Below are 25825 nucleotides of genomic sequence, written 5' to 3' on the forward strand. Positions count from 1 at the left end.
AGGCAGCAGCAGTGGCTCCGGAGGCGCCCGCGACGTGGAAGCGCGCGCTGCGCGCGCTCTTGTTGATCGCAGGCATCGCGATGCTCGCGATCCTCATCCGAGGCGCGGGCCCCGAGCGCGTGCTCGAGACCGTGATCGGCGCGGCGGCGTGGATGCCGCTGGTGATCGCGTTCGACCTCGGGTTCTTCGCGTGCGAGGCGATGGCGCACCGCGCGGTGCTGGGCCCGCGTCGCACCGAGATCCCGTGGTCGCGCTTCGTGCGCAGCTCGTTCCTCTACTACTGCGTGCTCGCGATCGCGCCGCTCGGTCGTGCGGGCGCGGAGGTCGCGCGCGCTGCGTCGTTCGCGCCGTGGGTCGGCGGTGGTCGCGCCGCGGCGGCCGCGGCGAACGTGCAGGGTGGGGTGCTGATCGCGAACCTCGTGATCTCGGTGCCGTGCTGGATCGCGGTGTCGAGCACCGTCGGCGTCGATCACGCGCTCGCGTGGCTGCTCGCGCTGAACGGGATCGGCACCGGCATCGCGGGCGCGTTCACGCTCTTGATCGTGCGGCGATCACGGGTGGGCACGTGGCTCGGCACGCGCTTCCCGCGCCTCGCGAAGATGGGCGCGGAGCTCGACGACGCGGTGGTCGCGCCGCGTCGTGATCTGATCGTCGCGACCGCGTGGTGCTGCGCCGCGCGCATCGTGCAGATCGGGATGTACGCGTCGCTGCTCGCCGCGATCGGCGCGAGCGTGACGCTCGGTGGGACGCTCGTCGCGCTCGGCGTGCACCTCGTGGGCGCGGGCTTCGGTGACTTCGTGCCCAACCAGATCGGCATCCTCGAGGGTGCGTATCGGATCTTCGCGGACGCGGTCGGGCTCGCCCACGACCCTGCGCGCGCGATCTCGATCGCGCTGCTCGCGCGCGTCGCGCAGTTCGTGATCGCAGGCTCGGGCATGCTCGCGCTCGCGATGTGGCGTCGCGACGCCGCGGTGGTGAGCGCGCCCTCGTGAGCGAGGAGAAGGAGCCGCGGCTCGAGCGCGCGCTGGGTGCGCTCGGTCGCTTCGTGAGCCGGCACGCGAGCGCGGTGGTGATCGTGCTGCTGCTCTCGCTGATCCCGGCGGGGTGGCTCTCGATGCGCCTCGCGGTGAGCGCGTCGTTCCTCGATCTGCTGCCCGACGACGAGCTGCCGGTGCGACAGCTCGACCAGGTGCTGCACCACGCGCGCGGCGCGAGCGACGTCGTGATCGCGATCTCGACCGAGGATCGCGAGCTCGCCGAGCGCTTCGGTCGCGCGATGATCGCGGAGCTCCAGCGCGACCAGGGCATCCAGGGCATCGGCGGTCACGTCGACACCGAGTGGTTCCGCCAGCGGCAGCTGCTCTTCGTGCCGGAGCGCGAGCTCGAGGATCTGATCGCGCGCGCCGAAGAAGCGATCGATCGCGAGACGATGCGCCGCTCGGGGTTCGACCTCGGGCTCGACGACGAAGAGGAAGACGACGAGGGCACGAGCGAGCTGCTCGCGGAGGTCGATCGCGGCGAGGAGCGCCTCGGTCGTCGCGAGTGGGTCGAGACCCGCGACGGTCGGTATCTCGCGGTGTGGGCCTTCTTCTCGGGCAACACCGGCGATCTCGAGTTCGGACGTCAGGCGTGGGCGCGCGTGCGCGCGGTCGCGGATCGACTGCGCGACGGCGAGCGCTTCCCGCGCGATCTCGAGGTGCGCTACGCGGGCGGCATCCCGAGCCGCGTCGAGGACGAGCGCGCGCTCGTGTCCGATCTGCAGATCGCGGGCGCGGTCGGGTTCCTCGGAGTGATCCTGCTGATCGTCGCGGCGCTGCGCGCGCCGCGCGCGATCATCCTGCTCGCGGTGCCGCTCTTCACCGGGCTCTTGTGGACGTTCGCGTTCGCACGGCTCGCGGTCGGGCACCTCAACATCATCAGCGGGTTCCTGTTCTCGATCCTCTCGGGCCTCGGCATCGAGTACGGCATCCACCTGCTGCATCGTTATCGCGAGCTGCGCGAAGAAGGGCTCCCGCTCGATCGCGCGATCGAGAAGCTGGTGTCGACGACCGGGCGCGCGCTGCTCTCGGGCTCGATGACGAACGCGGGCGTGTTCGCGGTGATCGCGGCCGCGCAGTTCCGCGGGTTCAGCGAGTTCGGTCTGATCGCGTCGGTCGGTCTGCTGCTCACGCTCGTCGCGACGTTGCTCGGCATGCCCGCGCTGCTCGTGATCGGCGAGCGCGTCGCGCCGATGAAGATGCGCGCCGCGCCCGACGACGCGAAGCCGCCGCTCCGCGTGCCCGCCGCGCTGCGATGGATCGTCGTGATCGCGATCCCGATCGCCGCGATCGCGGGCGCGACGTTGATCGCGCGCGGCGACGTGCGCTTCGACGGCAACTGGCGCCTGCTCGCGGGCGACAGCGACGCGACGCGCTTCGGCGAGTACCTGCGGCACCAGCTCTCGGGACGCTTCAACGCGGCCGTGCTGTGGGTGCCCGACGACGCGGATCTTCCGCGCGTCGAAGAGGTGATCGACTCGGTGCGCGAGGCGCGCACCGCGCGCGGAGAGCCCTTCGACGTGGTCGAGGTCGCGACGCTCGCGGACGTGTTCCCGTCGCCCGAGGCGCAGGCGCGACGCGCCGCGCTCGCACAGGATCTCGGCGCGCAGCTGCGGCGCATCCGCCCCGCGATGCTCGACGACGCGGGCCGCGCGCGGCTCGAAGAAGGCCTCGCGCTGGTGGAGAGCGCGCGACCGTTCTCGCTCGACGAGATGCCGTACTCGGTGGTCGGTCATCTCCTGACGTCGGACGGGCGCGGATCGATCGTGCACGTGCGCGCCGCGGAGACCGACGACGCCGACACCGGCGTCCTCGTCGCGTGGGCCGCGCAGGCGCGCGAGATCGCGGCGGCCTTCGTGGGCGCGGGCGTCGACGCGCCGATGCTCAGCGAGAACTGGATCGCCGGCGAGATCTTCGAGCGCATCGCGCACGACGGACGCTTCCTGGTGATCGGCACCGTGCTCGCAGTGTTCGTGGTGCTGCTCCTCGACTTCCGCCGCCCGTTCGCGGCCGCCGCGGTGCTGAGCTCGGTGCTGCTCGGCGTCGTCGCGATGGCGGTGGGGCTCTGGCTCGCGGGCGTGCAGCTCAACTTCATGAACGCCGCGATCCTCCCGGTGTGCGTGAGCATCTCGCTCGACAACGCGATCCACGTCTACCACCGGTGGCGCGAGGGCGGGCCGGGCTCGATCCCGATCGTCCTGCGCCACACCACGATGGCGAACCTGCTCGCGTCGGCGACGAACCTGCTCGGCTTCGCGGCGCTCGTGCTGACGCACCACGCCGGGCTGCGCTCGGTCGCGTACCTCGCGATCATCGGAGTCACCTCGACCTACCTGTCGACGACGGTGTGGTTCCCGATGGTGCTCGCGACGATCGACGCGTGGTCCGCGAAGACGAAGCGCGGTTGAATCGGGGGCAGGGGCAAGCCAGTCTAGTCGCGAAGCATGCGACGGGCCCCGATCGCCGTTCTCGCGCTCCTCGCCCTCCTGCTGGTCTCCGCGAGCCCAGCGCGCGCGCAGGATCTCTCCGATGAAGTGACCGAGCGCGCGGTGCGCGCCGCGGTGCGCATCCAGGTCGACGTCCCGGGCGGATCGTCGACCGGCTCGGGGACGATCATCGATCCGCGCGGGTACGTGCTCACGAACTTCCACGTCGTCGGGTTCGTGCGACACGGCAGCGGGGGCTCGCCCGGACAGTTCCTCGGCGACGGACAGCACGTGCAGATCGCGACGGTCAATTCCGATCGCGACACCGCGCGCACCCGCTGGATCGGGCGCATCGTGCGGGCCGACGTGCGGATGGACCTCGCGCTGGTCCGCATCGTCGCGCAGGCCGATGGCTCGCCGGTCCCCGAGGGCACCACGTTCCCCGCGATGGAGATGGCGGCGACCGCCGAGCTGCGTCCGGGCGCGAGCGTCTGGTGCTTCGGCTTCCCGCTCGGCGTCCGCACCATCAACGTCACCGGCGGTCACATCACCGGGTTCCAGATGAACACGCGCGGCGAGGTCGCGTGGATCCGCAGCGACGCGGAGTTCAATCCGGGCAACTCGGGCGGGATGCTCGTCGATCGCGGAGGCCGCATCGTCGCGGTGCCCACCGCGGTCGTGAGCGGCAGCGACACGCTCGAGCCGATCGAGGTCGCGCGCCCGGTGGAGCGCGTGCCGAGCGAGTGGCGCGAAGCGCTCGCGCGCGGACCGATCGACGACGTGCGCGTCGGTGGCCTGCTCGCGCTCACCGCGGGCACCGAGCACGCCGACGAGAGCGTGGGCGACGGCGCCGCGCTCGACGCGCCCGAGGTCCACTACTACACGCTGCCGCCCGATCGCCCGCTCCAGATCACCGTCGCGCCGCGCTTCCCGATCGGGCTGATCGCGCCGAACGGCCGCCCGCTGCGCGAGGCCGAGGGCGCGATGGCGGTGCTGCCGAGCGATCCGCCGGGCTCGCTCTTCGCGGTGCTGGTGCCGCGCGCCGACGACGGATCGACGGTGCAGCTCCGCGTGCGCCTCGAGCGTCCGGTCGCGCAGCCGTATGCGGGCGCGCAGCCCTACGGTGGTCCGCAGCCGTACTCGGGCGTGCTGCAGCCGCGCACCGGTCCGCAGCCGTACGGCGCGCCGCAGCAGCAGGTGATCCCGCCGGGCTCGGTGATGGTGCGAGGGCGGATGGTCGACGCGCGCACCGGGATGCCGGTGCAGGGCATGGTGCTGATCGGGCAGCCCGGCGTGGATCTGCAGCAGCACGTCGCGCTCTTCCTCGCGGGGCGGCTCACCGACGCGCAGTTCCAGTCGCGGCTCGTCGCGAGCGCGCGCACCGATGCCAACGGGTTCTACGAGCTGCGCGGGGTGCCGCGTGGGTCGTATCCCGGCGCCGGCATGAGCACCGGATATCGACCTGCGACGCTCACGCTCACGATCCGTCCGACCGACGCGCTCGTGATCGACGTGAACCCGATCCAGATGGCGCGCTGAGCCCTTGCGGGAGTGCTCGTCCCGCAGGTCCCGGACGGGAGCGCGCGAAGCGCGCGGACGGTAGGGACCGGCGGGCGAGCCGATGTGAGCCCTTGCCGGAGTGCTCGTCCCGCAGGTCCCGGACGGGAGCGCGCGAAGCGCGCGGAACGGTAGGGACCGGCGGGCGAGCCGATGTGAGCCCTTGCCGGAGTGCTCGTCCCGAAGGTCGGGGACGGTAGGATGCTTCGACGCTCATCGAGTACACGGGATGTACGTCGGCGTACATCCCGTGTACGTCGTGTGCTGGGTCGAGACGCGAAGATGCCGCGGATTCCGCGGCTCGCGCGAGGCACGACGTCTGCTGGGCGGCGCGGCATGAGCACACTCTCGGTCCCGACGCTCGCGCGCAGCAGCCAGGCGCTGATCGTCGCTTCCTTCGTCACCGTCGTCGCGCTGCACCTCGCGGATGCGACGCTCATCGGCTCGACGGGCGCGACGCTCGCGTACGACGGCCGGCTCAACTTCCTGAGCGAGCTCGCGCGCACCGACCTCGGCCCGGCGATGACGAGCGTGTTCGTCGTGCTCGGGCTCGCCTCGGCGCTCAGCGCGCTCGGGATGCATCGCAGCGAGCGCGTGCGAGAGGCGCGATGGGTCGCGGGCGTCGCGATCGTGTTCGTGCTGCTCGCGCTCCTGCCGACCGACCTCCGAGACTTCCGCGGCGCGATCAACGCCAGCACCTGCGGTGATCCCTCGCGCATCGAGCCGTGCACCTGGGTCGGCCGCGCGCACGACGTGCTGCCGAACGTGCTCTTCGCGCTGATCGGGCTGACGTGGTGGGAGCTGCGTCGCTCGCGCGCGATCGCGTGGGCGCCCGCGGTGCAGGCCGGGCGTGTGTGCGGCGCGATCGCGCTCGTGCTGCTGATCGCGGCGGAGGTGTACCTGCGGGTGGCGCTCCCCGAGGCGCCGATCTGGGTGGGGCTCACGCAGAAGGCGGTCGTCGCGCCTGCGCTCGTGTGGTTCGCGCTGGTGAACGAGACGCTGGTGCGCGCGTCGGCGCCGTCGATCGCGGTGCGCGCGCTCGCTGCGTGATCACTCGGGCAGACAGCGGCCGATCACGGTCGAGCCGAAGCGCACGATGCGCTCGGGATCGCTGTGGCAGGCAGTGCCGCTCGGGCACGCGGCGCCGCTGCCGTCGAGCGCGCACAGCTGGATGCAGGTCCACGTCGCTCCGTCGGTCGACGCAGTGCAGGTCGTGCCGGCCGCGCACACGAGGGGCTCCGGGCCTGCGCACGACTCGCCGTGCCCGCGCGCGCCCGCGAGCGGCCGGCACTCGAGCGCGAGGATCGGCACGCTGAACGAGTCGGGCACGCTCACGAGATCGCACGCGTCGCCGGGCAGACAGCCCTCGTTGGTGCGGGGATCGCACGCGATGGTGCAGCCGTAGCCGTCCATCACGTCGGGGTGGCGCACGCGCACGCACGACGAGGGCGTCGTGCCCGAGGGCTCGCAGGTGCCGCCGGCCTCGGTGCAGGGGACGCGGCACGCGTCGGCGCTCGCGCCGATGCGCGAGCAGAGCTCGCCCTCGTCGCAGTCGTCGCGCGACGTGCAAGCGCGGCGCGGGATCCATGCGGGCGCTCCCGCGTCGGGCGTCGTCCCCGCGTCGTGCGGCGTCACGTCGTCGGGGCGCGTGCACACGCCCTCGTCGCAGACGCCGCCCGCGGGGCAGCTCCCGTCGAGGCAGGGATCGAGGCACGCGCCGTCGACGCACACGAGGTCGCCGCCGCACGACGTCGCGTCGCATCGATCGTCGGCGAGCGTGCACGCGCCGAGGCCGTCGTTGCCGCGCACGCAGCGCGCCATGAGCGGGCAGTCGCGATGATCGCCGCACTCCTCGCGGCAGCGCGACTCCGCGCACACGAGCGGCGCCGGGCACTCGCTGGTGCGCGTGCAGACGCGGCCCAGCGTGACGCCGGGATCGCACGCGCCGAGCACGAGCGCGAGGGAGAGTGGAAGAACGACCCGAACGAGCGCGGCCCCCATGTCGCTCTTCATCATGCGCCGATCGCGATCCTCAGCGATATGCCGGCGGCACCGGCGGCAGCGCGCCGCCCGCGCCCGCGACCATCGCGTCGGGCGGCGGCTCGCCCGCGCCGCAGGGCACGAAGCGGAAGCTGCCGTCGGTCGCGCCGAGCTGGCGAAGGCACTGCACGGTGCAGCGATCGCCGCCGAAGTAGTCGTACTGCACGACGTACATCGCGCCCGCGATCGGTCGGTGCGCGACGCCGGCGCGGCACGCGCCGTCGACGATGCGATCCGTGACCTGCACCCAGCGCTGCTCGGGCACCTGCCGCGTGCAGTAGCGGGTGCGCGTCGACGAGGTGGCGCCGAAGCCCGTGGTCTCGGTGCCGCACGCGTACTGCTCGGTGCGGTACTCGGTGCGCATCTCCATGCGCGTGACCGTGTGGAAGTAGGTCGTCGCGAACGCCCACTGCGCGAGCTCGGGGCGCACGCGGATCGCGCGCAGCGACTCGCGCGGCTGCCCGCTCATCGGCTCGGGCACGGCCACCGCGTACTCGTTCCACCGCACGTCTTCGGAGAGCTGCGGGCCCGGGCTGTCGTGGTGGACGACGCGCACCTTCACGATCGCGTGGGGCTCGTCGAGGCGCGGCTCCTCGAAGCGGCGCACGCACGCGGAGAGAGCGAGCAACGCGATCAACGCGGACAGGACTGGACGCACCACGAGGCCTCCTGACTGCACTGCCCGAGCGCCGCCGACGTCGTCGCGTCGATCACGCACGCGTGGTTCACGCGCTCGCAGTGCGCGAGGCACTGGTTGCGTGCGTGGTTGTGCGCGCACGCGGTCGTGAGCGCGACGAGCGAGAGGAGAGCGGCGAGGGCAGGGCGCACGGCGCGCGGATGGTACTCGCGCGCCGTCCTCGCGCTACTCGCCCGCGGGCTGCGCCTTGCGCACCCGCATGTTGACGAGCTCGACGGCGAGCGCGAACGCGATCGAGAAGTAGATGTAGCCCTTCGGGATGTGCTGGCCGAAGCCCTCGGCGATCAGCATCACGCCGATCAGGATGAGGAACGAGAGCGCGAGCACCTTGATCGTCGGGTGCCGCGACACGAACGCGCCGATCGGCTGGGCGCCGACGAGCATCACGATCACCGCGGAGATCACCGCGACCACCATCACCCAGATCTCGTCGGGCTCGACCATGCCGACCGCGGTGATGACCGAGTCGAGCGAGAACACGAGATCGAGCGCGAGGATCTGCAGGATGACCACGCTCGCGGCGCGCGTCGCCCGACCGCTGGTGCCGACCGGCGTCTCGTCGTGGCCGTCGATCTTCTTGTGGAGCTCGGTGACGGCCTTCGCGACGAGGAAGAGACCGCCGGAGATCAGGATCAGGCTCTTGCCCGTGATCGCCACGCCGAGCACGTGACCGAGCACGTTCGTGAGCGACATGATCCAGGTGATCGTGAAGAGCAGCGCGATGCGCAGGAAGAGCGCGAGGAAGATGCCGATGCGCGCGGTGCGCGCGCGCTGCTCCGGTGGGAGCCGACCGGTCAGGATCGTGATGAACACGATGTTGTCGATCCCGAGGACGATCTCCATCGCCGCGAGGGAGAGCAGCGCGATCCAGGTGTCGGGCGTGTCGATGCCGCTGAAATCCATCCGGGCCGATGTCTAGGACCCAATCGCGGTTCTGCCCAGCGATCTCCCAAGCGAAAAGGGCGGTCGCCCGCGCGGGCGCCGCCCTCTTCGTGCATCGGTGCGGAGCGAGCTCAGGCTACCCAGTCGAGCACGATCTTGCCCGAGCGACCGGAGCGCATGACCTCGAACGCTTCCTGGTACTCGTCGACGCGATAGCGGTGCGTGAGCACCGGCGTGACGTCGAGCCCGCTCTGGAGCATCGCGATCATCTTGTACCAGGTCTCGAACATCTCGCGGCCGTAGATGCCCTTCATCACGAGGCCCTTGAAGATGACCTGGTTCCAGTCGATCGACGTGTCGCCCGGCGGGATGCCGAGGATCGCCACGCGACCACCGTGGTTCATCACCGTGAGCATGTCGCGGAAGGCCTGGCCGTTGCCGCTCATCTCGAGGCCGACGTCGAAGCCCTCGGTCATGCGCAGGTCGCGCATCACGTCGACGAGCTTCTCCTTGCGCACGTCGACCGCGCGCGTCGCGCCCATCTTGCGCGCGAGGTCGAGGCGGTACTCGTTCACGTCGCTGATGACGACGTGGCGCGCGCCGACGTGCTTCGCGATCGCGACCGCCATGCAGCCGATCGGGCCCGCGCCGGTGATGAGCACGTCCTCGCCGACGAGGTCGAACGAGAGCGCGGTGTGCGCCGCGTTGCCGAGCGGATCGAGGAACGCCGCGACGTCGTCGCCCACGTCGTCGGGGAGCTTGAACGCGTTGACCGCGGGGATGACGAGGTACTCGGCGAACGCGCCCGCGCGGTTCACGCCGACGCCGACGGTGTTGCGGCAGAGGTGACGCTTGCCCGCGCGGCAGTTGCGGCAGTAGCCGCACGTGATGTGGCCTTCGCCGCTGACGCGATCACCGACCTCGAAGCCGCGCACGTGCGAGCCGAGCTCGACGATCTTGCCGACGTACTCGTGGCCCACGTGCATCGGGACCGGGATCGTCTTCTGGGCCCACTCGTCCCAGTTGTAGATGTGGATGTCGGTCCCGCAGATCGCCGTCTTGGTGATCTGGATCTTCACGTCGTTGGGGCCGACCTCGGGGATCTCGGCCTCGCCCATCCAGATGCCGGGCTCACGACGGGCCTTGATCAACGCTTTCATCTTCATAGGGGTCGCGCAGTCTATGAGGTGCCTCCGAAGAGTGGCAACGCGCGTGAGCGCATGACTACGCTGCTGCGCGTGAGAGCGATCACCGTCGCGCTCGTCGGATGCGCCGCGTCGATCGTGTGCGCGGGTTGCTACTTGTCGCACGACGTCGCGAGCACGCGTGACGGAAGCGTGAGCGACGCACCAATCACGCTCGACGCGTCGCGTGACGCAGCGCGTGATGCGACGCTCGCGGTGAGCTGTGATCGGCCGCCGCGCGAGTGGTCGGAGACGTACGCCGTCTATCCGGGCGAGTACACGCGCGGGGCGACGCGCATCCGATTCGGCGACACGACCTGGGTCGCAGCGCACGCGCCGAGCCACGGGACCGAGGTGCTGCAGCTCGTCGACGGCGAGCGCGGCGCGCCGGTGCTCGAGCGCGTGATCGAGGTCGACGGTGAGCTGCTTCGGCCGATCGCGGGCGCGCGCGACGACGGGTACGTCGCGCTCGCGCTCGCGGATCGCACCGACCTGCAGATCCACGTGCTCGATGTCGAGGGCGAGCCGCTCGCGCGCGGGCTGCGCGAGCCGCTCGGCGCGCGCGTCACGATGGCGTTGCGCGAGCGCCGCATCGGCATGGTGCTCGAGCGCGAGCCCGACACGAGCGCGACCGCGTGGGTGCTCGACGCGAGCAGCGCGCTCGACCTCGTGCGCGTGGAGCTCGAAGGATTCGAGCACGCAGGCATCGGATTCGGTCGATCGTCGTTCGCGATCGTCGCGACGCCCTCCGCCGGTGAGAGCCGTCTGTGGGGCCTCGACGACGCGGGTGTGATCGACGCGGGCGCGATCGGCGCGCGCATGATCGGCGTGACGTGGGACGAGTCGACGGCGTTCGCGCTCGACGAGCGATCGCTGCTCGTGCGTCGACCCGGGCGCGCGGTCGAGCGCATCGCACGCGGGCTCTCGGGCGGCCCCGAGGTCTCGATCGATCCGTCGGGCGCGGTGCGGGGCGATGCGATCTGGCACGCGACCGGGACGCAGATGGGCACGGTCGAATTCCTCGACGGCGAGGGCCCGCTCGCGTCGCGCTCGGTCGAGGGGCTCGAGATCCGCGCGGTGATGGCGCACGCGTCGCGCCGCCATCGCGGCGCGTTCGTGCTCGTCGAGTCGCTGCGCGCGCTGGTGTGGGTCGGGTGGTCGTGTGATCCCGACGCGTGATCGTCAGAGCGTGATCTCGCCGCCGACGCGCGCGGTCGCGGAGAACGAGAACGTGTCGAGGCCCTCGCCGTGCTCGCGCAGGGGCAGCCAGCGCGCTTGGTAGCCGATGCCGACGAAGAAGCCGTGCTCGCGGTAGTCGAGCTGCACGGTGAGGAACCCTCCCGCCGCGAGTGACGTGTCGATGCCGATCATCGGCGCGAGGTCGTTCCAGAGCATCGACGCACCGAGCCCTCCACCGAGCTGGAGGCCGCGTGGGCCGCGATGGTGGATCCACGCGCGATAGGTCGCGCCGGCGTCGATCTCGAGCGTGAGGATCTTGCCGAGCGTGGTGCCGGCGCGGAGCATCCCGCCGAAGCCCGAGGGCGCGTGCAGCCGCACGTCGAGCGAGGCGGTCGCGCCGGTCCACTCGATCTGCTCACCGGGCTCGCGCAGCTGCGCGACGCCATGATCGAAGCCGATCTCGAGCGCCGCGCGACCGGGCCGCTCCTGCGCGTGCACCGTGGACGCGACGAGCAGACACGCGACGAACGCGAGCGCACGCATCACGGGGCCTCCTGCTCGGTCAGCACGATCGGATACGCGCTCATGTCGGTGACGAGCCCGGGCTCGACGCGCACGAACCACTGCATGCCGAGCTCGCGCGCCGAGTAGCCCTGGTAGAGCGTGCCGTCGACGTCGACCTGCAGCGCGACGAAGTACTCGCCGGGCGGCACTGCGACCACGAACGAGCGATCGAAGAGCTCGTCGCGCGCGTCGAAGTCGCGCCCCGCGTCGACCTCGATCGGCGGGCCGATCGCGAAGCCACCGGGCGGCGCCGCGGGATCGCTGGTGAGCGCGAAGCCCATCGGGAGTGGGTTGGGCACGCCGGGGAGCGCGGCGAAGCGCCCGCGGATCCAGCCGATCTCCGCGGGCTCGGCGCCCGGCTCGTCGAGCGACGAGACGTGCGTGTGGCAGACCGTGCACGAGCCGTTGCCGACGCGGCCGCCGAAGCGCGGATCGATCGTCGCGCTGCGCACGCCCATCGCGCCGAGCCCGTGCGAGCCGAGCGAGTGCTCGGTCGCGGGGCGTGCCGCGAACCCGGCCTCGACCTCCTCGATCTCGCGCATGCGGCGATCGACCTCGTCGCGCCACGGCCAGCGATGCGCGGAGTTCGCGCGCAGCGCGGTGAAGTAGGCGCGGCGCGCGTCGTCGAGGTCACCGGCGCGGACCGCCATGTCGCCGATCATCGCCATCATCGCGGGGATGCCGAAGGGCGCGATCGGCGAGTCGAAGATGCGGCGCGAGCGCGCGATCGAGCGACGATCGGTGCCGTGCTGGAGCGCCATCGTCGCGACGTTCACCTCGTCGAACGCGCGGCGCGCTTCGTCGACGAGCTCGGGCGACGCGCCTTCGTAGCTGCCGACCGAGAGCGTGAAGCCGAAGAGGTTGAACTCGGGGTAGCGCTCGGCGCTGACGCGCAGCGCGTCGAGCGCGCTCTCGATGCCCACCTCGTCCTGCGCGTTGCGTGCGACCGCGAAGCGGATGAACGCGTGCCACATCGGAAGTCGGTCGTCGTCGGGGAACGCGACGATCGCTTCTTCGAACGCGGCGAGGCCCTCGTCGGCGAGCTCGGTGCGATCCAGCTCGGACAAGCCGAGCATCGCCGCGGCGCCGATCGCGCGCGCGCGCTCGGGCCCCGGGGGCACGTCGTCGTGCAGCCATTGCCACACGTCGTCGAACGCGCGGAGGTCGTAGCCCATCGTCCACATGACCGCGGTCATCGGGTCGGCCGGATCGACGGGCCGCGCCGGTGGCGTCTCGGGCTCGATCCAGCTGGGAGGAGGTGCGACCTGGGTCGACGACACACAGCCCGCGAGCGCGATCATCAGCGCGGGCCAAGGAGCAGCGAATCTCATCCACGGAAGCTAGTGATCCGCGGGGATCGCCTCCATGCATCGAAGGTCACGAACGAAGGTCATGGGTGACCCATGACCTCTCAGATCAGACCGAGCTCCTTGGCGCGGATCGCGGCCTCGGTGCGGCTCGTCACGCCGAGCTTCTCGAAGATGCTCGTGACGTGGTTCTTCACGGTGCCCTCGGTGACGAAGAGCGCTGCCGCGATCTCCTTGTTCGACGCGCCGCGCCCGAGATAGCGCAGCACGTCGAGCTCGCGCGCGGTGACGAGCGTGCTCGCGGCGGCCGGGCGCGCGCGCAGGCGCGAGAGCTCGGCGATCACCTTCGAGGCCACCGAGGGCTCGAGGAACGACTCGCCGCGCGCGGCCGCGCGGATCGCCTCGCCGAGCTGGGCAGTCGATGCGTCCTTCAGCAGGTAGCCGACCGCGCCCGCGCGCAGGCCCTCGAAGATCACCTCGTCGTCGTCGAAGGTCGTGAGCACGACGACCTTGCAGCGCGGCTGCTGCACCTGGAGGCGACGCGTGGCCGCGACTCCGTCGAGGACCGGCATCTTCATGTCCATCAGCACGACGTCGGGGCGCAGCCGCTCGCACGCGCGCAACGCCTCCTCGCCGTTCGACGCCTCGCCCACGACCTCGAGCTCGGGATCGACCGAGAGCACCGCGCGCAGCCCCTCGCGGAAGAGCGACTGATCGTCGACCACGAGCACTCGGATGCGCGTCACGCCGGCACCTCCACGCGCACGGTGAGCCCCTCGCCCGCGGCGGTCTCGAATTCGACGGTCCCTCCGCCGAGCGCCACGCGCTCGCGCAGCCCGGTGAGGCCATGTCCGAGCGCGAGCGCGTCGGTGCCCACGCCGTCGTCCGCGATGCTCAGCACCACTCGCTCGGGCTCGTACACGAGGCGCACCGTCGCGCGCCGCGCGCGCGCGTGACGACGCACGTTCGTGAGCGCCTCCTGCGCCGCGCGATAGAGCGTGAACCCGATCGCGCCCGGCAGCGTGCGCGGTGCGCCCTCGGTCACGAGCTCCACCGCGAGATCGGGCGCGCGCGAGCCCTCGACGAGCTCGGCGATCGCCCGCGCGAACGCCTGCGGGCTCGAGGGGGACACCCGCAGCATCGACACCGATCGCCGCAGCTCGCCGAGCCCGTCGCGCAGGATGTGCTGCACGCGCTCGAGCCGCTCGTCGACCTCGCGATCCTCGATGCGCGTACGCGCCGCCTGGAGCTGCACGCTCGCGACGGTGAGCGTGTGGCCGAGCCCGTCGTGCACCTCGCGCGCGATGCGGTTGCGCTCCTTCGTCGTCGCGAGCTCCTCGACCTGCGTCACGTAGTCGGCGAGCCGATCGTGGAGGCGCTCGACCTCCGCGCGCGCCTCGCGCTCGCGCCGCATGAGCTGCGAGAACACGACGACGAAAGCGGACGCCGATGCGAACCCGACCGTCGCCTGCGCCGCGCCGGAGAGCGAGAGCGATCGCGTGATGATCACCGCGAACACCGCGACGAGCGCGACGACCAGCGCGATCGCGTGGCGCAGCCGCAGGAAGAGCACGGCCATGCTCACGAGCGGCATCGCGACGAGGTACGCGCGTCCCTCGCTCAGCGCGATCGTCGCGACGACCAGCGGGACCTGCAGCGCGAGCATCTGTGCGGGGCGCTGCGGCTCGTTGCGCTCCGCCCACGCCATGCCGGCGGTCGCGATCGCGAGGTAGGCCGCGCTCACCGCGACCAGCAGCGGGAGCCACGTCGTGCTCGACGCGAGCGCGCCCGACACGCCCGCGAGCACGACCACCACGATGGTCGCGATGATCGTGCCCGCGCCCACGAAGCGGGCGCGCGCCGCCGGTGCCACGTCGTCCCGCACGAACGACGGATGCGTCAGCTGACGAGACCCATCTCGCGGCCGATCTTCGTGAACGCCGCGATCGCGCGATCGACGTGCTCGGGCGAGTGCGCCGCGCTCATCTGGGTGCGGATGCGCGCCGCGCCGCGCGGCACCACCGGGAACGAGAAGCCGATCACGTAGATGTGCTCGCGCATCATGCGGTCGGCCATCTCCGACGCGACCTTCGCGTCGCCGAGCATCACCGGGATGATCGGATGGCCCGCGCCCGCGAGCGTGAAGCCCGCGGCCTCCATGCCTTCGCGGAAGCGCGCGCTGTTCGCGCGCAGGCGGGTGCGCAGATCGTCGCTCGACTCCAGCAGATCGAGGCACGCGATCGACGTCTTCGCGATCACCGGCGCGAGCGTGTTGGAGAAGAGATACGGCCGCGAGCGCTGGCGCAGCCACTCGACGATCTCCTTGCGAGCCGAGGTGTATCCGCCCGACGCGCCGCCGAGCGCCTTGCCCAGCGTGCCGGTGAGGATGTCGACGCGGCCGAGCACCCCGCAGTGCTCGTGGGTGCCGCGACCGCTCGGACCGACGAAGCCCACCGCGTGCGAGTCGTCGACCATCGTCATCGCGCCGTACTGGTCCGCGAGATCGCAGATCGTCTTCAGGTCGGCGAGGATGCCGTCCATCGAGAACACGCCGTCGGTCGCGATCAGGATCCGCTTCGCGCCGTCCGCGCGCGCCTGCTTCAGGTTGCGCTCGAGGTCCGCCATGTCGTTGTTCGCATAGCGGTAGCGCTTGGCCTTGCAGAGGCGGATGCCGTCGATGATCGACGCGTGGTTGAGCGCGTCCGAGACGATCGCGTCCTCTTCGCCCAGCAGCGCCTCGAAGAGGCCGCCGTTCGCGTCGAAGCACGACGAATAGAGGATCGTGTCCTCGGTCCCGAGGAAGCGCGACAGGCGCCACTCGAGCTCCTTGTGCACGTCCTGGGTGCCGCAGATGAAGCGCACGCTCGCCATGCCGAACCCGAGCTTCGGGAGCGCCTCGACCGCGGCGTGCACGAGCGTCGGGTGGTTCGCGAGACCGAGGTAGTTGTTCGCGCAGAAGTTGAGGACCTCGGTGCCGTCCTTCACGCGGATGATCGCGTCCTGCGGGGACGTGATCACGCGCTCGGCCTTGTAGAGCCCCTGGTCCTTCAGCGAGCCCAGCTCGCGCTGCAGATGTACGAGGAAATCCTGGTCCGCCATGCGGCGGGCACGCTAGCACGCAGGCGCGGCGCGGACCCCGGATCGAGGCCCACGCCGCGTGCGTCGTCTCGCGCCGCGCCGCGTCAGCGCTGCTGCTGCGCGCCGCCCGGGAGCGTCTGCAGATGGATCTCGACGCGGCGGTTGTTCGCGCGTCCCTCCGCGCTGTCGTTGCTGTCGACGGGCTCCGACTCGCCGCGCCCCACCGCCTGCAGGCGCGCCGCGGGGACGCCCTCGCCGATCAGGTATTCGCGCACGGCGTCGGCACGTCGCTGCGAGAGCTGCATGTTGTAGGAGTCCGAGCCGCGCGAGTCGGTGTGGCCTTCGATGACCGCGAGGCGATCCGGCGCGGCGCGCAACGCATCGGCCACCGCGAGCAGGCGCTCCCGCGCGGTGCTCCGCAGGTTCGCGCTGTCGGTCTCGAAGATCACCTCGCCGCTCAGCGTGATGATCGTCTCCTCGCGCTCCTGGCGGACCGCCGCGAGCTCGCGCAGCCGCTGCATCGAGTCCTGCGCGCGCTGCTCCGCCTCCATGCGCGCCTGTTCGCTGCGCTCGAGCGCCTGCTGCTGCTCCGCGAGCGTCGCCTCCTGCTGCGCGACGATGCTCTGCTGCTCGGCGAGCGCGCGCTCGCGCTCCTGGAGCGTCGCGCCGCGGCTGCGCGCGATCTGCTCGAGCTCGGTGCCGTAGCGCGCACGGTCCGCCGTCATCTGCTGCTCGAGCTCGATCTGCCGCGCCTCCGCCATCGCGATGCGGGTCTGGCGCTCCGCGATGTACGCGTAGTGCGCCTCGGCCCGCGAGCCGCGCTCCGAAGCCTCGGCGACGTCGAGCGTGCGCTGCGCGACCAATAGGCCATCGGGCTTGAGCCGCGCCGCAGCGCTCTCGCGCGCCTCGATCATCGTCGCGCGCGCGTCACGCAGCTGCGGCGTCGGCGCCGCGGCACCGCATCCCGCGATCGCCGCGCCCGTGAGCAACGCGCCACCGAGCACCGCGCCCGTCATCGTCTTCAGGTTGATCTGGTCCATGGCGTCCTCTCTGCTCAGCGGCGATGCTCTTGCTCGAGCGTCTCGACCTGCTCGCGCACCTCGGCCGCCTGATTGCGCGTGTCCGCTTCGTTCGTGAGCGCGCTCGCGAGGTCCGCGTCGGCCTTCGCGCGCATCAGCGCGCCGCCCGCCTCCTGCATGCGCCCGTCCTGGATCAGCCGCTCCGCGCTGCGCACCTGCTCGCGCGCCAGCTCGAGGTGATAGGCCGCCTGCGGCTGCTCCTGCGCGCCGATCGCTTCCGCCGATCGCACCGCGGCGATCGCCTCCGCCTGTGCGCGCGTCGGCGGGGGAGCGCCTCCGCAGCCCGCCGCTGCCGTGATGAGGATCGTGCCCAGCACGGGCACGGCCATGGCTCGTCTCGTCTGCATGCTCGCCTCCTGCGATTTCCGCCGGTCCATCGAGCAACGTCGGCGCCAACTCGCCGGAACCGCCGGGAGCGCGATCGTGAGTGGCGCGCGGCCACACGATCGCCGTCGCGCTCTGCGACGCCCGGGAAGCGCGATGGAGGCCGCGCGCCGCGAGCGCGTGCATGCTGGCGGCATGGTGCGCATGGAATGGCAGGAGGCTCGATGAGCGCGCGTGCTCCATTGGGGATCCTCGCGGTGCTCGTCCTCGTCGCGTGTGGATCGGACGAGGACGAGGCGCGCGAGGCGTGCATGGACGTCGAGAGGGCGCTCGCGGCACGTTGCGACGCCCCCTTCGACGAAGAATTCGCGGAGGACCAGTGCCGCGACGTGGTCGGCATCCGCGATCGCGAGGAGCTCTACGAAGAGTGCATCCCCGCGATCGAGGCGCTGCCGTGCGGCGAGGGGGAGGTCCCCGAGAGCTGCATCGGGCAGCTCTACGTCGACGAGTGAGTGATCAGGTCGACGCGTGGAGCTCGCGCGCCGCGCTCGCGAACACGTCGGCGAGCTCGCCGTAGAGCTGCTCGCCCTCGGCCGCGCTCGCCGCGGCGGGATCGCCGAAGTACGCGCTCGGGCCGCCCGCCTCGAGGAAGGTCTTCTTGCCGTCGCGGATCGCGCGGCTCAGCGACGTCGGGTTCGGCGCGAGCGCCTCGGCGCGATCGGTGCGCACCAGGAACGGATCGGCGGCGAGCACGAGGCTCGTCTCGTAGCTACCCGCATGGCACGCGCCGCTCTTGAACTCCTCGCCGAGACGCAGCGCGTGGGGCTTTCGCGTGACGTCGGGGAACGCGACACGCGCGCCCTTCGCCCGCGCTTCGTCGCACGCCTCTCGCAGCGCGCGCAGGTTCTCGGGCTCGAGGTGCGCGTTGCAGATCACGACCCCGCGCAGCCCGGTGCGCACCGCGCCGAGGATGACGTCGCGCGCGAGCATCTTCGCGGTCTCGAAGGGCAGCGAGATCGTCCCTTCGAACTCGCTCGCGTACTCGGTCACCGCGTACGCGAGCGGCGGCAGCACGATCGCGGGCACGCCGTCGCGCGCGAGTAGGCGATGCGCACGCCGCGCCGCCTCGCGCGAGATCACGACGTCGGTCGCGAGCGGCAGGTGCGGCCCGTGCGCCTCGGTCGCGCCGGTGGGCAGGAGCGCGATCGCGCCCTGCGCAATCCGCTCGCGCGCCTCCTCGAAGGTCATCTCCGCGAGCTCGATCGGCGTCTCACGCATCCGTCAGCTCCCGGCGCAGCACCTTGCCGCGATCGTTGCGCGGCAGCGCGTCCACGAAGCGCACGATGCGCGGGAACTTGTAGCGCGCGAGGTGCGTCTTCGCGTGCTCCTGCAGCGCGGCGATCGTTTCTTGGTTGGCTGACCAACCATCGCGCAGCGCGACGACCGCCTTGGGCACCGTCATGCCGTCCTCGTCGAGCGCGCCGACCACCGCGCACTCCTTCACGCTCGGATGCGTCGCGAGGCAGTCCTCGATCTCCAGGGGCGAGACGAACATGCCGCGCACCTTGAGGATGTCGTCGCCGCGACCCGAGTAGTAGAAATACCCGTCGGCGTCGCGCGTGAAGAGATCCGCGCTGACCACCCAGTCGCCGCCGACGAACGTGCTCTTGCTCTTCTCCTGGTCGCCCCAGTAGCAGAGTGCCGCGCTGTCCCCACGAACCCAGAGGCGCCCGATCTCACCCGGCGCGACGTCCTGCCCGTCGGCGCCGACGATGCGAGCCTCGTAGCCCGGCACCAGCTTGCCGAGCGAGCCGAGCTTCACGTCGCCCGGGTAGTTCGAGACGTAGATGTGGAAGAGCTCGGCGCTCCCGATGCCGTCGAGGATCTCGCACCACCCGCGGCCGCGCCATCGCTCGTAGAGCGGCGGCGGCAGCGCCTCGCCCGCCGAGAGACACATGCGCAGTGACGAGAGATCCGCGCTCTCGTTCTCCGGGTGATCGACCATCTGGCGGATCATCGCGGGCACGTTCGAGAGCACGGTCACGCGGTGCTTCGCGATCTCCGCGAAGAGCTTCTCGGGCGTCGGCTTGTCGGGGAAGAACACCGCGGTCCCGCCGAAGCGGAACGGGAACATCAGGTTCGTGCCCGTCGCGTAGCCGAAGAAGAGGCGCGAGACGCTGAGGAACACGTCGTCCTCGCGCAGCTGCAGGACCTGCTTCGGATAGAGCTCGGTGTTGAACGCGAAGTCGTGGTGGAAGTGCACCGCGCCCTTGGGCTTGCCGGTGGTGCCGCTGGTGAAGAGCCAGCCCGCGACGTCGTCGCGCGAGGTGTCGGCGTTCTCGGTGCGATCGCTCGCGCTCGCCATCGCGCGATCGAGGGGCTCGAACCCGGCGCGCTGCATCTCTTCGCTCACCTCTCCGGTGACGAGCCGCACGCGGCAGCGCGGGTGCTTCGCGAGCGCGGGGGCGAGGCGATCGAGCGTGCTCGCGTCCGCGACCACGGCGCGGGCGCGCGTGTAGCCGAGCAGGTAGTCGAGGTCGGCCTCGGTCGCGAGCGGGTTCCCCATGCAGAACACCGCGCCTGCCTTGAGGATCCCGAACCACGTCGCGGCGAACTCGATCCCGTCGAAGAGCAGGATCAGCACGCGATCCTCGAGATCGATCCCGCGATCACGCAGCGCGTGCGACGCGCGGTTCGCGAGCGACTGCACCTCGGCGTAGGTCCACGATCGATCGCCGACCTTCACCGCGGTGCGCGCTCCGCGGCCCTCGCGGATGCGATCGTCGAGGAAGTAGTCGGCGAGGTTGAAGCGCTCGGGGAAGTGCGGAGCGTCCATGCGCCGCCAGCCTACTCGATTCGCTCGTACGTCCAGCTCGCGTGCGCGTGATCGCCCGCACGATGCCGGGAGAAACCTGCGCGGATCGCGTACGATCGCGCCGTGATGCGATCGACGTGGCTCGTGATCCCGCTGCTCGTGCTCTGCGGCTGCAAGAACCTGCGGCCAGGCATGGGCGGTGGCGAAGAGACGTGTGTGCCCGGGGAGACGCTGATCATCGGGTGCGCCGCGGAGTGCGGGATCGGCTCGTGCCAGGGCTCGCCGCGGATCCGCGTGTGCGACGGAACGCTCGGCCGCGACGGATGCGCCGACGCGACCGACACGATGTTCGTGCAGATCGACGGCAACTCGTGCGGGGGCTCGACGTCGTGCCCGCGTGGTCGCGTGGTGTGCCCGCCCTCGGGCTCGGTGATCGTGGCGCCCTTCGCGAGCTTCGGAGAGTGGAGCTGCGAGTGGGAGGTCGAGCACCGCGGCATCCTCCCGCCCGGCGGGCGCAACGGCGAGACGATCACGTGCAACCCCGGCGCGGCCTACGTGGTCGGATGCGCGCAGCTCTGCGGCGCGGGTGAGTGCGAGGGGAGCCCGAGCCTGCGCGTGTGCGACGGAACGCTGTCGGTCGCGGACTGCATGAGCGAGTCGAGCATGCAGCTCGACTCGGGCACGAGCTTCCGCAGCTGCGGCGGCTGCCCGCATCGCGTCGTGCGCTGTCCCGAGTCGGGCCGCATGACGATCGCACCGCGCACCGTCGACGATCAGATCTGCGAGTGGGAGGCGCGCGAGGCGCCGCATCGCGCCGACGGCACCGAGGTGTGCAGCCCGGGCCAGCGCGTCGTGGTCGGGTGCGCGTCGGCGTGCGGCCTCGGCGCGTGCGAGGCGGAGACGTTCCTGCGCATCTGCGACGGCAACTCGACCCCCGAGCAGTGCCAGGCCGACGGCGCGAGCTACCTCGCGGAGGACGACGAGAGCTGCGACGGCGTGTGCCCCGAGGTCGCGGTCACGTGCCCCGGCAGCGGCGCGATCACGGTGACCTCGCGCGGCTGGGGCGAGGACGAGCCCTTCGCGTGCGACTGGGCGGTGCGCCCGGCAGGGATCGGAGAGTGATCGCGAGAGGCGTCGCGCTGCTGCTCGGGATCGCGCTCGTGGGGTGCGGCTACGGGCGCGATCCCGCGACGGTCTCGTGCACGCCGGGGGAGGCGATCGAGATCGGGTGCGCGGATGCGTGTGGCCTCGGATCGTGCAGCGGCGACGCGGTGCTGCGCGTGTGCGACGGATCGGAGGCCGACGTGCGCGGGTGCGCCGATGCGACCGCGGTGCTGCGCGAGAGCGACGATGCGTGCGGCTCGGTGTGCCCGCTGGTGCGCGTCGCGTGCCCCGAGAGCGGGCGCGTCACCGTGATCCATCGCGCGTTCGCGGAAGGCGCGTCGACGTGTGACTGGGACGTGCGGAGCGCGACCGGGCCGATCGAAGAAGATCCGGTGCCGCAGGTCGACGCGGGCGTGGACGCGGCAGTGCCGTGATCGCGCACGAGCACGAGCGATGGGCTCGTGCTCGTGCGCTCGGGATCACTCGCCGACCGTCGTCGCGAACGCCTCGCGCGACGCGAAGCGCGTGAGGTGGTGCTCGTCGTCGCCGAAGAGCGTGCAGAGCACCTGCATGCGCTTGAAGTAGAGCCCCACGTCGTGCTCGTCGGTGATGCCGATGCCGCCGTGGAGCTGGACGCTCTGCTGCGTCACGTACTTGCCGCCCGCCGTGAGGCGCACCTTGGCGATCGACACCGCGCGACGACGCTCGTCCGCGTCCTCCTCGTCGGCGCGCACGGCCGCGAGGATCGCCGTGCTCTCGAGGAGCTGCGTCTGCACGAACATGTCGACCGCGCGGTGCTGCAGCACCTGGAACGTCCCGATCGGCACGCCGAACTGCTTGCGCACCTTGAGGTACGCGTTCGTCATGTCGAGCACGGTGCGCGCGATGCCGAGCCCCTCCGCGCACGCCGCCGCGGCTGCGAGATCGAGCGCCCACTCGAGCGCGACCTGCGCGTCCCCGCCGGTGAGGCGCACGCCCTCTGCGCCCTCGAGACGGAGCTGCGCCGCGCGGCTCGCGTCCATCGTCGTGATGCTCTCGATCGTGACGCCCTTGCTCTTCGGATCGATCACGAAGAGCGCGAGCGCGCCGTCCTCGGTGCGCGCCGACACCACGACGTGATCCGCCGCGTGCCCGTTGAGCACGAGCACCTTCTCACCGGTGAGCGCGTGGCCGCTGCCCGACTTCTTCGCGACGGTCTTCACGCTCGTCACGTCGTAGCGCGAGCCGCGCTCCTGCCACGCGAGCGCGAGGCTCGTCTCGCCCTCGATCATCGGCGTGAGGTACTTCGCGTGCTGCTCCGCGCTGCCCGCCTTGAGCAGCGCCCAGCCCGCGAGCACCACGCTCGCGACGTAGGGCTCGGGCACCAGCGTCGTCCCCAGCTTCTCGATCACCAGCGACGCGTCGAAGAAGCGAAGCCCGAGGCCGCCGACGCTCTCCGGATAGAAGAGGCCGAGCCATCCCAGCTCCGCCATCTGCTTCCACACCGCGGGCTCCCAGTTGCGCGGATCGGCCTTCGCGGCGTGACGCTGCTCGACACCCTCGACGTGCGGCATCGAGCGGATCTTGCGGAGCCGCTCCACCGGCGACGTCTTCTTCGCGAAGCTCGCCGCCGACTCGGCGAGCATCTTCTGCTCCTGCGTGAGCTCGAAGTCCATTCTCGTCTACTCCTCTCTCACGCCTGGGCAGGGAGCCCGAGGATCCACTTCGCGATGACGTTGCGCTGGATCTCGTTGGACCCGCCGTAGATCGTCGTCGCGCGCGTGTAGTTGAAGGCCGAAGGGATCCACTGCTCGCTCGGCGAGAGCACGCCCGGCGGCGTGAACCACGCCATGCAGCTCGGTCCCATCACGTCCATCGCGAGCTCCATCGCCTGCTGCAGGATCTCGGAGCCGCGGATCTTCAGCACGCTCGACTCGGGCCCCGGCGCGTGACCGAGCTGCGCGCCCACGAGCGCTCGATAGTTCTGCATCCGCAGCGCCTCGAGCTCGATCTCGAGCCGCGCGATGCGACCGCGCCACGCCGGATCGGCGAGCAGCCCGTGCTCCTGCGCGATGCGCTTCACGCGGATCAGCGCGCGCGTCGACGTGCCCACCGCGGCGATCAGCGTGCGCTCGTGGCCGAGCAGCGCCTTCGCCATCGTCCATCCGCCGTCGACCGGACCGACGACGTTCTCCTTCGGCACCACGACGTTGTCGAAGTAGGTGTCGCAGAACGCCGGCGTGTGCCCGGTCGTCAGCATCGGCACCGCCTTCACGCCCGGCGTCTTCATGTCGATCAGCAGGAACGAGATGCCCGTCTGCTTCTTGCCCGTCTGGTTCGTGCGCACGAGGCAGAAGATCCAGTCCGCGTACTGCCCGTACGTGGTCCACGTCTTCTGCCCGTTGACGACGAAGTTGCCCTTGCCGTCGTCGACCGCGGTGGTGCGCAGCGACGCGAGGTCGCTGCCCGCCTCGGGCTCCGAGTAGCCCTGGCACCACGCCTCTTCACCGCTGAGGATCTTCGGCAGGAAGCGCTGCTTCTGCGCGTCGGATCCGAACTGGATGATCAGCGGTCCGACCATCGCGAGGCCGAACGGCGAGAGCGTCGGCGCGCCCGCCTTCTCGAGCTCCTCGGAGAAGATGAAGCGACGCGCGGCGTCCCATCCGGTGCCGCCGACCTCCTTCGGCCAGTGCGGCGCGACCCACCCCTTGCGGTAGAGGATCTTCTGCCACTCCATCACTTCTTCGTGCTCGAAGTGCCCGTCGACCGCGGCCTTCGCCGCGAGGTGCGGCGGCATCTGGGTGCGGATGAACTCGCGCACCTCCTCGCGGAAGGCTTCTTGATCGGGCGTGAACGAGAGGTCCATCTCAGCTCCTCGTCTGGCGCGCGTACGCGCGCACGGACCTGGGAGGATAGGTGCGAGGTGCGCGAAAATGAAGCGCGGTTCAGTGCTGGCCCTCGCCCCGCCCGGACCTAGGTCGCTCGATCGTGCGCGTGTTGCTCTCGGGCGCGACCGGCTTCGTGGGCCACCTGCTCGAGCCGGTGCTCCGCGCCTCGGGTCACGACGTGGTGTGTGGCAGTCGTGACCCGGAGCGCGCGCGTGCGCGCTGGCGCGATCGCAGCTGGGTCCACCTCGACCTCGACGATCGCGAGAGCATCGCGCGCGCGATCCACGGCTGCGACGCCGCGTACTACCTCGTGCACGCGATCTCGAGCGCGCGCGACTACCCGGAGCGCGAGGCGCGCGAGGCGCACCGGTTCGCGATGGAGGCGGCGGCGAGCGGGCTGCAGCGCATCGTGTACCTCGGCGGCGTCGCGCCGAGCGGGCGCACGTCGCGCCACCTGCGATCGAGACTGCGCACCGGCGAGCTGCTGCGCACCGGCGCGCCGTGCTGCATCGAGCTGCGCGCCGCGATGATCATCGGCGAGGGCAGCGCGAGCTGGGCGATGGTGCGCGACCTCTCCGCGCGGCTGCCCGCGATGGTGCTGCCGAGGTGGACGCAGTTCCGCAGCGCGCCGGTCGCGATCGACGACGTGCTGGTCGCGCTCTCTCTCGCGCTCGAGCTCGACGTGCCGGGCTCGTGCTGGCTCGACGTGCCGGGGCCCGAGCGGATGACCCACGAGGAGCTCCTGCGTCGTGTGTCGGCGAAGCTCGGTCATCGTCCGCCGATGATCCCGGTGCCGGTGCTCACGCCTTCGCTCTCGAGCTGGTGGGTCGCGCTCGTGACCGACGTGCCGCTCCCGATGGCGCGCGAGCTCGTGCAGGGGCTCCAGAGCGATCTGGTTCCGAGCGGCGAGTCGATCTGGGATCGGATCCCCGATCACGCGCCGATGACGCTCGAGCTCGCGGTCGATCGCGCGATGCGCGCGCGGCGTGGACCGGAGCGCGGTCTCGTCGCGACGCTCGCGGATCGCGCGCGCCTGCGCGGCCCGAGCGCGGCGCGGGGATGACGATGCTCCGCGTCTCGCCGCGCGTCGCGTGGCTCGCGTTCGGGCTCGCGCTCGTCGCGCTCTCCGCGTCGCTCGCGATCCGCGGCGAGGTGAGCGTGTGGGCGAGCACCGCGACCGCCGGTGTGATCGGCATCGCCGCGACGCTCGCGACGACGCGCATCGAGCTGCGCACCTCGCCGCGCTGGATCGCGATCGGCGTCGCGTCGGGGCTCGCGATGGCGATCGCGACGCACGTGCTCTACCCGATCGGCCTCGCGCTCGTGCCCGGCCTCGAGCGCGAGGTCCTCGCGCTCTACGACGAGCTGCACGCGCCGCCGGGACCGCGCGCCGCCGTGCCGCTCCTGCTGCTCGTGGTGCTCGCGGAGGAGCTGGTGTTCCGCGGCCTGCTCGTCGCGCTGCTGGAGCGCTGGGGCGTGCGGCGCAGCGCCGTGCTCGTCGCAGCGATCGCGCTCTACACGGTGCCGCAGATCGCCGGCGGCTCGGTGGTGTTGATCGCGCTCGCGATCGCGTGCGGCGCGCTGTGGACGTGGCAGCGACAGCTCAGCGGCGGGATCGTGGTCCCGCTGATCACGCACGCGCTGTGGGACGTGATCGTGTTCGTGCTGGTGCCGCTCTGATCGCG

The 25825-nt window shown here is 71.4% G+C and carries 26 protein-coding genes; 10 read left to right on the plus strand and 16 right to left on the minus strand.

Going from position 1 to position 25825, the window contains the following annotated elements:
• Window positions 1–11: 11 nt before the first annotated feature.
• From I5071_RS44665 to I5071_RS44680, 4 genes are all read left to right on the plus strand, one after another.
• Window positions 12–992: a lysylphosphatidylglycerol synthase domain-containing protein gene (locus I5071_RS44665; RefSeq protein ID WP_236519541.1), complete on the plus strand. Its 981-nt coding sequence runs from the start codon at window positions 12–14 to the stop codon at window positions 990–992.
• Window positions 989–3445, plus strand: coding sequence for an efflux RND transporter permease subunit (locus I5071_RS44670; RefSeq protein WP_236519542.1), 2457 nt, complete (start codon window positions 989–991; stop codon window positions 3443–3445). The genes I5071_RS44665 and I5071_RS44670 overlap by 4 nt, the downstream gene beginning before the upstream one ends.
• Window positions 3446–3481: 36 nt before the next feature.
• Window positions 3482–5002 (plus strand): trypsin-like peptidase domain-containing protein, encoded by a 1521-nt coding sequence (locus I5071_RS44675; protein ID WP_236519543.1) that lies wholly within the window; start codon window positions 3482–3484, stop codon window positions 5000–5002.
• A gap of 354 nt (window positions 5003–5356) precedes the next feature.
• Entirely contained in the window at window positions 5357–6070 is a 714-nt protein-coding gene (locus I5071_RS44680; RefSeq protein WP_236519544.1) for a DUF998 domain-containing protein, read from the plus strand.
• On the opposite strand, the gene I5071_RS44685 is transcribed toward I5071_RS44680, so the two are convergent.
• The 5 genes from I5071_RS44685 to tdh all read right to left on the minus strand — a co-directional run bounded on the left by I5071_RS44685 (window position 6071) and on the right by tdh (window position 9799).
• A complete protein-coding gene (locus I5071_RS44685) occupies window positions 6071–7036 on the minus strand; it encodes a hypothetical protein (RefSeq protein WP_236519546.1) in 966 nt (321 codons plus the stop codon).
• Window positions 7037–7052: 16 nt separating this feature from the next.
• Complete coding sequence (locus tag I5071_RS44690) at window positions 7053–7718, minus strand: hypothetical protein (RefSeq protein WP_236519547.1); 666 nt, start codon at window positions 7716–7718, stop codon at window positions 7053–7055.
• Window positions 7694–7888, minus strand: coding sequence for a hypothetical protein (locus tag I5071_RS44695; protein ID WP_236519549.1), 195 nt, complete (start codon window positions 7886–7888; stop codon window positions 7694–7696). Before I5071_RS44695 ends, I5071_RS44690 begins: the two co-directional genes overlap by 25 nt.
• 34 nt (window positions 7889–7922) lie before the next feature.
• Entirely contained in the window at window positions 7923–8660 is a 738-nt protein-coding gene (locus I5071_RS44700) for a TerC family protein (RefSeq protein WP_236519551.1), read from the minus strand.
• A gap of 110 nt (window positions 8661–8770) precedes the next feature.
• The gene (gene tdh, locus I5071_RS44705) at window positions 8771–9799 is read right to left on the minus strand and encodes an L-threonine 3-dehydrogenase (RefSeq protein ID WP_236607735.1); all 1029 of its coding nucleotides are present in this window, start codon (window positions 9797–9799) and stop codon (window positions 8771–8773) included.
• A gap of 78 nt (window positions 9800–9877) precedes the next feature.
• Between tdh and I5071_RS44710 the strand changes: the two genes are divergently transcribed.
• Window positions 9878–11002 (plus strand): hypothetical protein, encoded by a 1125-nt coding sequence (locus I5071_RS44710; RefSeq protein ID WP_236519552.1) that lies wholly within the window; start codon window positions 9878–9880, stop codon window positions 11000–11002.
• A gap of 3 nt (window positions 11003–11005) precedes the next feature.
• On the opposite strand, the gene I5071_RS44715 is transcribed toward I5071_RS44710, so the two are convergent.
• From I5071_RS44715 to I5071_RS44745, 7 genes are all read right to left on the minus strand, one after another.
• Window positions 11006–11545, minus strand: coding sequence for a hypothetical protein (locus I5071_RS44715; RefSeq protein ID WP_236519554.1), 540 nt, complete (start codon window positions 11543–11545; stop codon window positions 11006–11008).
• The gene (locus I5071_RS44720; RefSeq protein WP_236519555.1) at window positions 11545–12897 is read right to left on the minus strand and encodes a hypothetical protein; all 1353 of its coding nucleotides are present in this window, start codon (window positions 12895–12897) and stop codon (window positions 11545–11547) included. Before I5071_RS44720 ends, I5071_RS44715 begins: the two co-directional genes overlap by 1 nt.
• An 80-nt stretch (window positions 12898–12977) precedes the next feature.
• On the minus strand, window positions 12978–13619 hold the full coding sequence (locus tag I5071_RS44725; protein WP_236519556.1) for a response regulator: 642 nt from the start codon (window positions 13617–13619) through the stop codon (window positions 12978–12980).
• Entirely contained in the window at window positions 13616–14758 is a 1143-nt protein-coding gene (locus tag I5071_RS44730; protein WP_236519557.1) for a sensor histidine kinase, read from the minus strand. The genes I5071_RS44725 and I5071_RS44730 overlap by 4 nt, the downstream gene beginning before the upstream one ends.
• 14 nt (window positions 14759–14772) lie before the next feature.
• Window positions 14773–15972: a glycine C-acetyltransferase gene (locus I5071_RS44735; RefSeq protein WP_236519558.1), complete on the minus strand. Its 1200-nt coding sequence runs from the start codon at window positions 15970–15972 to the stop codon at window positions 14773–14775.
• An 83-nt stretch (window positions 15973–16055) separates the two neighbouring features.
• On the minus strand, window positions 16056–16991 hold the full coding sequence (locus tag I5071_RS44740) for an OmpA family protein (RefSeq protein ID WP_236519559.1): 936 nt from the start codon (window positions 16989–16991) through the stop codon (window positions 16056–16058).
• Window positions 16992–17005: 14 nt separating this feature from the next.
• Entirely contained in the window at window positions 17006–17359 is a 354-nt protein-coding gene (locus I5071_RS44745; RefSeq protein ID WP_236519560.1) for a DUF4398 domain-containing protein, read from the minus strand.
• A 219-nt stretch (window positions 17360–17578) separates the two neighbouring features.
• Between I5071_RS44745 and I5071_RS44750 the strand changes: the two genes are divergently transcribed.
• Window positions 17579–17866: a hypothetical protein gene (locus tag I5071_RS44750; RefSeq protein ID WP_236519561.1), complete on the plus strand. Its 288-nt coding sequence runs from the start codon at window positions 17579–17581 to the stop codon at window positions 17864–17866.
• Between the two features lie 4 nt (window positions 17867–17870).
• Here I5071_RS44750 and I5071_RS44755 read toward each other — a convergent pair whose 3' ends face one another.
• Both I5071_RS44755 and I5071_RS44760 read right to left on the minus strand, forming a co-directional pair.
• Entirely contained in the window at window positions 17871–18632 is a 762-nt protein-coding gene (locus I5071_RS44755; RefSeq protein WP_236519562.1) for a creatininase family protein, read from the minus strand.
• Entirely contained in the window at window positions 18625–20190 is a 1566-nt protein-coding gene (locus I5071_RS44760; protein ID WP_236519563.1) for a benzoate-CoA ligase family protein, read from the minus strand. Before I5071_RS44760 ends, I5071_RS44755 begins: the two co-directional genes overlap by 8 nt.
• 105 nt (window positions 20191–20295) lie before the next feature.
• On the opposite strand from I5071_RS44760, the gene I5071_RS44765 reads away from it, so the two are divergent.
• Window positions 20296–21291 carry a hypothetical protein gene (locus tag I5071_RS44765; protein WP_236519564.1) on the plus strand — a complete coding sequence of 332 codons (996 nt, stop codon included), beginning with the start codon at window positions 20296–20298 and terminating at the stop codon, window positions 21289–21291.
• Complete coding sequence (locus I5071_RS44770; protein WP_236519565.1) at window positions 21288–21707, plus strand: hypothetical protein; 420 nt, start codon at window positions 21288–21290, stop codon at window positions 21705–21707. The genes I5071_RS44765 and I5071_RS44770 overlap by 4 nt, the downstream gene beginning before the upstream one ends.
• Window positions 21708–21752: 45 nt before the next feature.
• Here I5071_RS44770 and I5071_RS44775 read toward each other — a convergent pair whose 3' ends face one another.
• A complete protein-coding gene (locus I5071_RS44775; RefSeq protein ID WP_236519566.1) occupies window positions 21753–22928 on the minus strand; it encodes an acyl-CoA dehydrogenase family protein in 1176 nt (391 codons plus the stop codon).
• 17 nt (window positions 22929–22945) lie between these two features.
• Window positions 22946–24118, minus strand: a complete 1173-nt coding sequence (locus I5071_RS44780) for an acyl-CoA dehydrogenase family protein (protein WP_236519567.1) — start codon at window positions 24116–24118, stop codon at window positions 22946–22948.
• A gap of 122 nt (window positions 24119–24240) precedes the next feature.
• Here I5071_RS44780 and I5071_RS44785 point away from each other — a divergent pair, with 122 nt between their 5' ends.
• A complete protein-coding gene (locus I5071_RS44785) occupies window positions 24241–25203 on the plus strand; it encodes an NAD(P)H-binding protein (RefSeq protein WP_236519568.1) in 963 nt (320 codons plus the stop codon).
• A complete protein-coding gene (locus tag I5071_RS44790) occupies window positions 25200–25820 on the plus strand; it encodes a type II CAAX prenyl endopeptidase Rce1 family protein (RefSeq protein WP_236519570.1) in 621 nt (206 codons plus the stop codon). The genes I5071_RS44785 and I5071_RS44790 overlap by 4 nt, the downstream gene beginning before the upstream one ends.
• Window positions 25821–25825 lie beyond the last annotated feature (5 nt).

Source organism: Sandaracinus amylolyticus, assembly GCF_021631985.1.
In the GTDB taxonomy this organism is placed as follows: domain Bacteria; phylum Myxococcota_A; class Polyangia; order Polyangiales; family Sandaracinaceae; genus Sandaracinus; species Sandaracinus amylolyticus_A.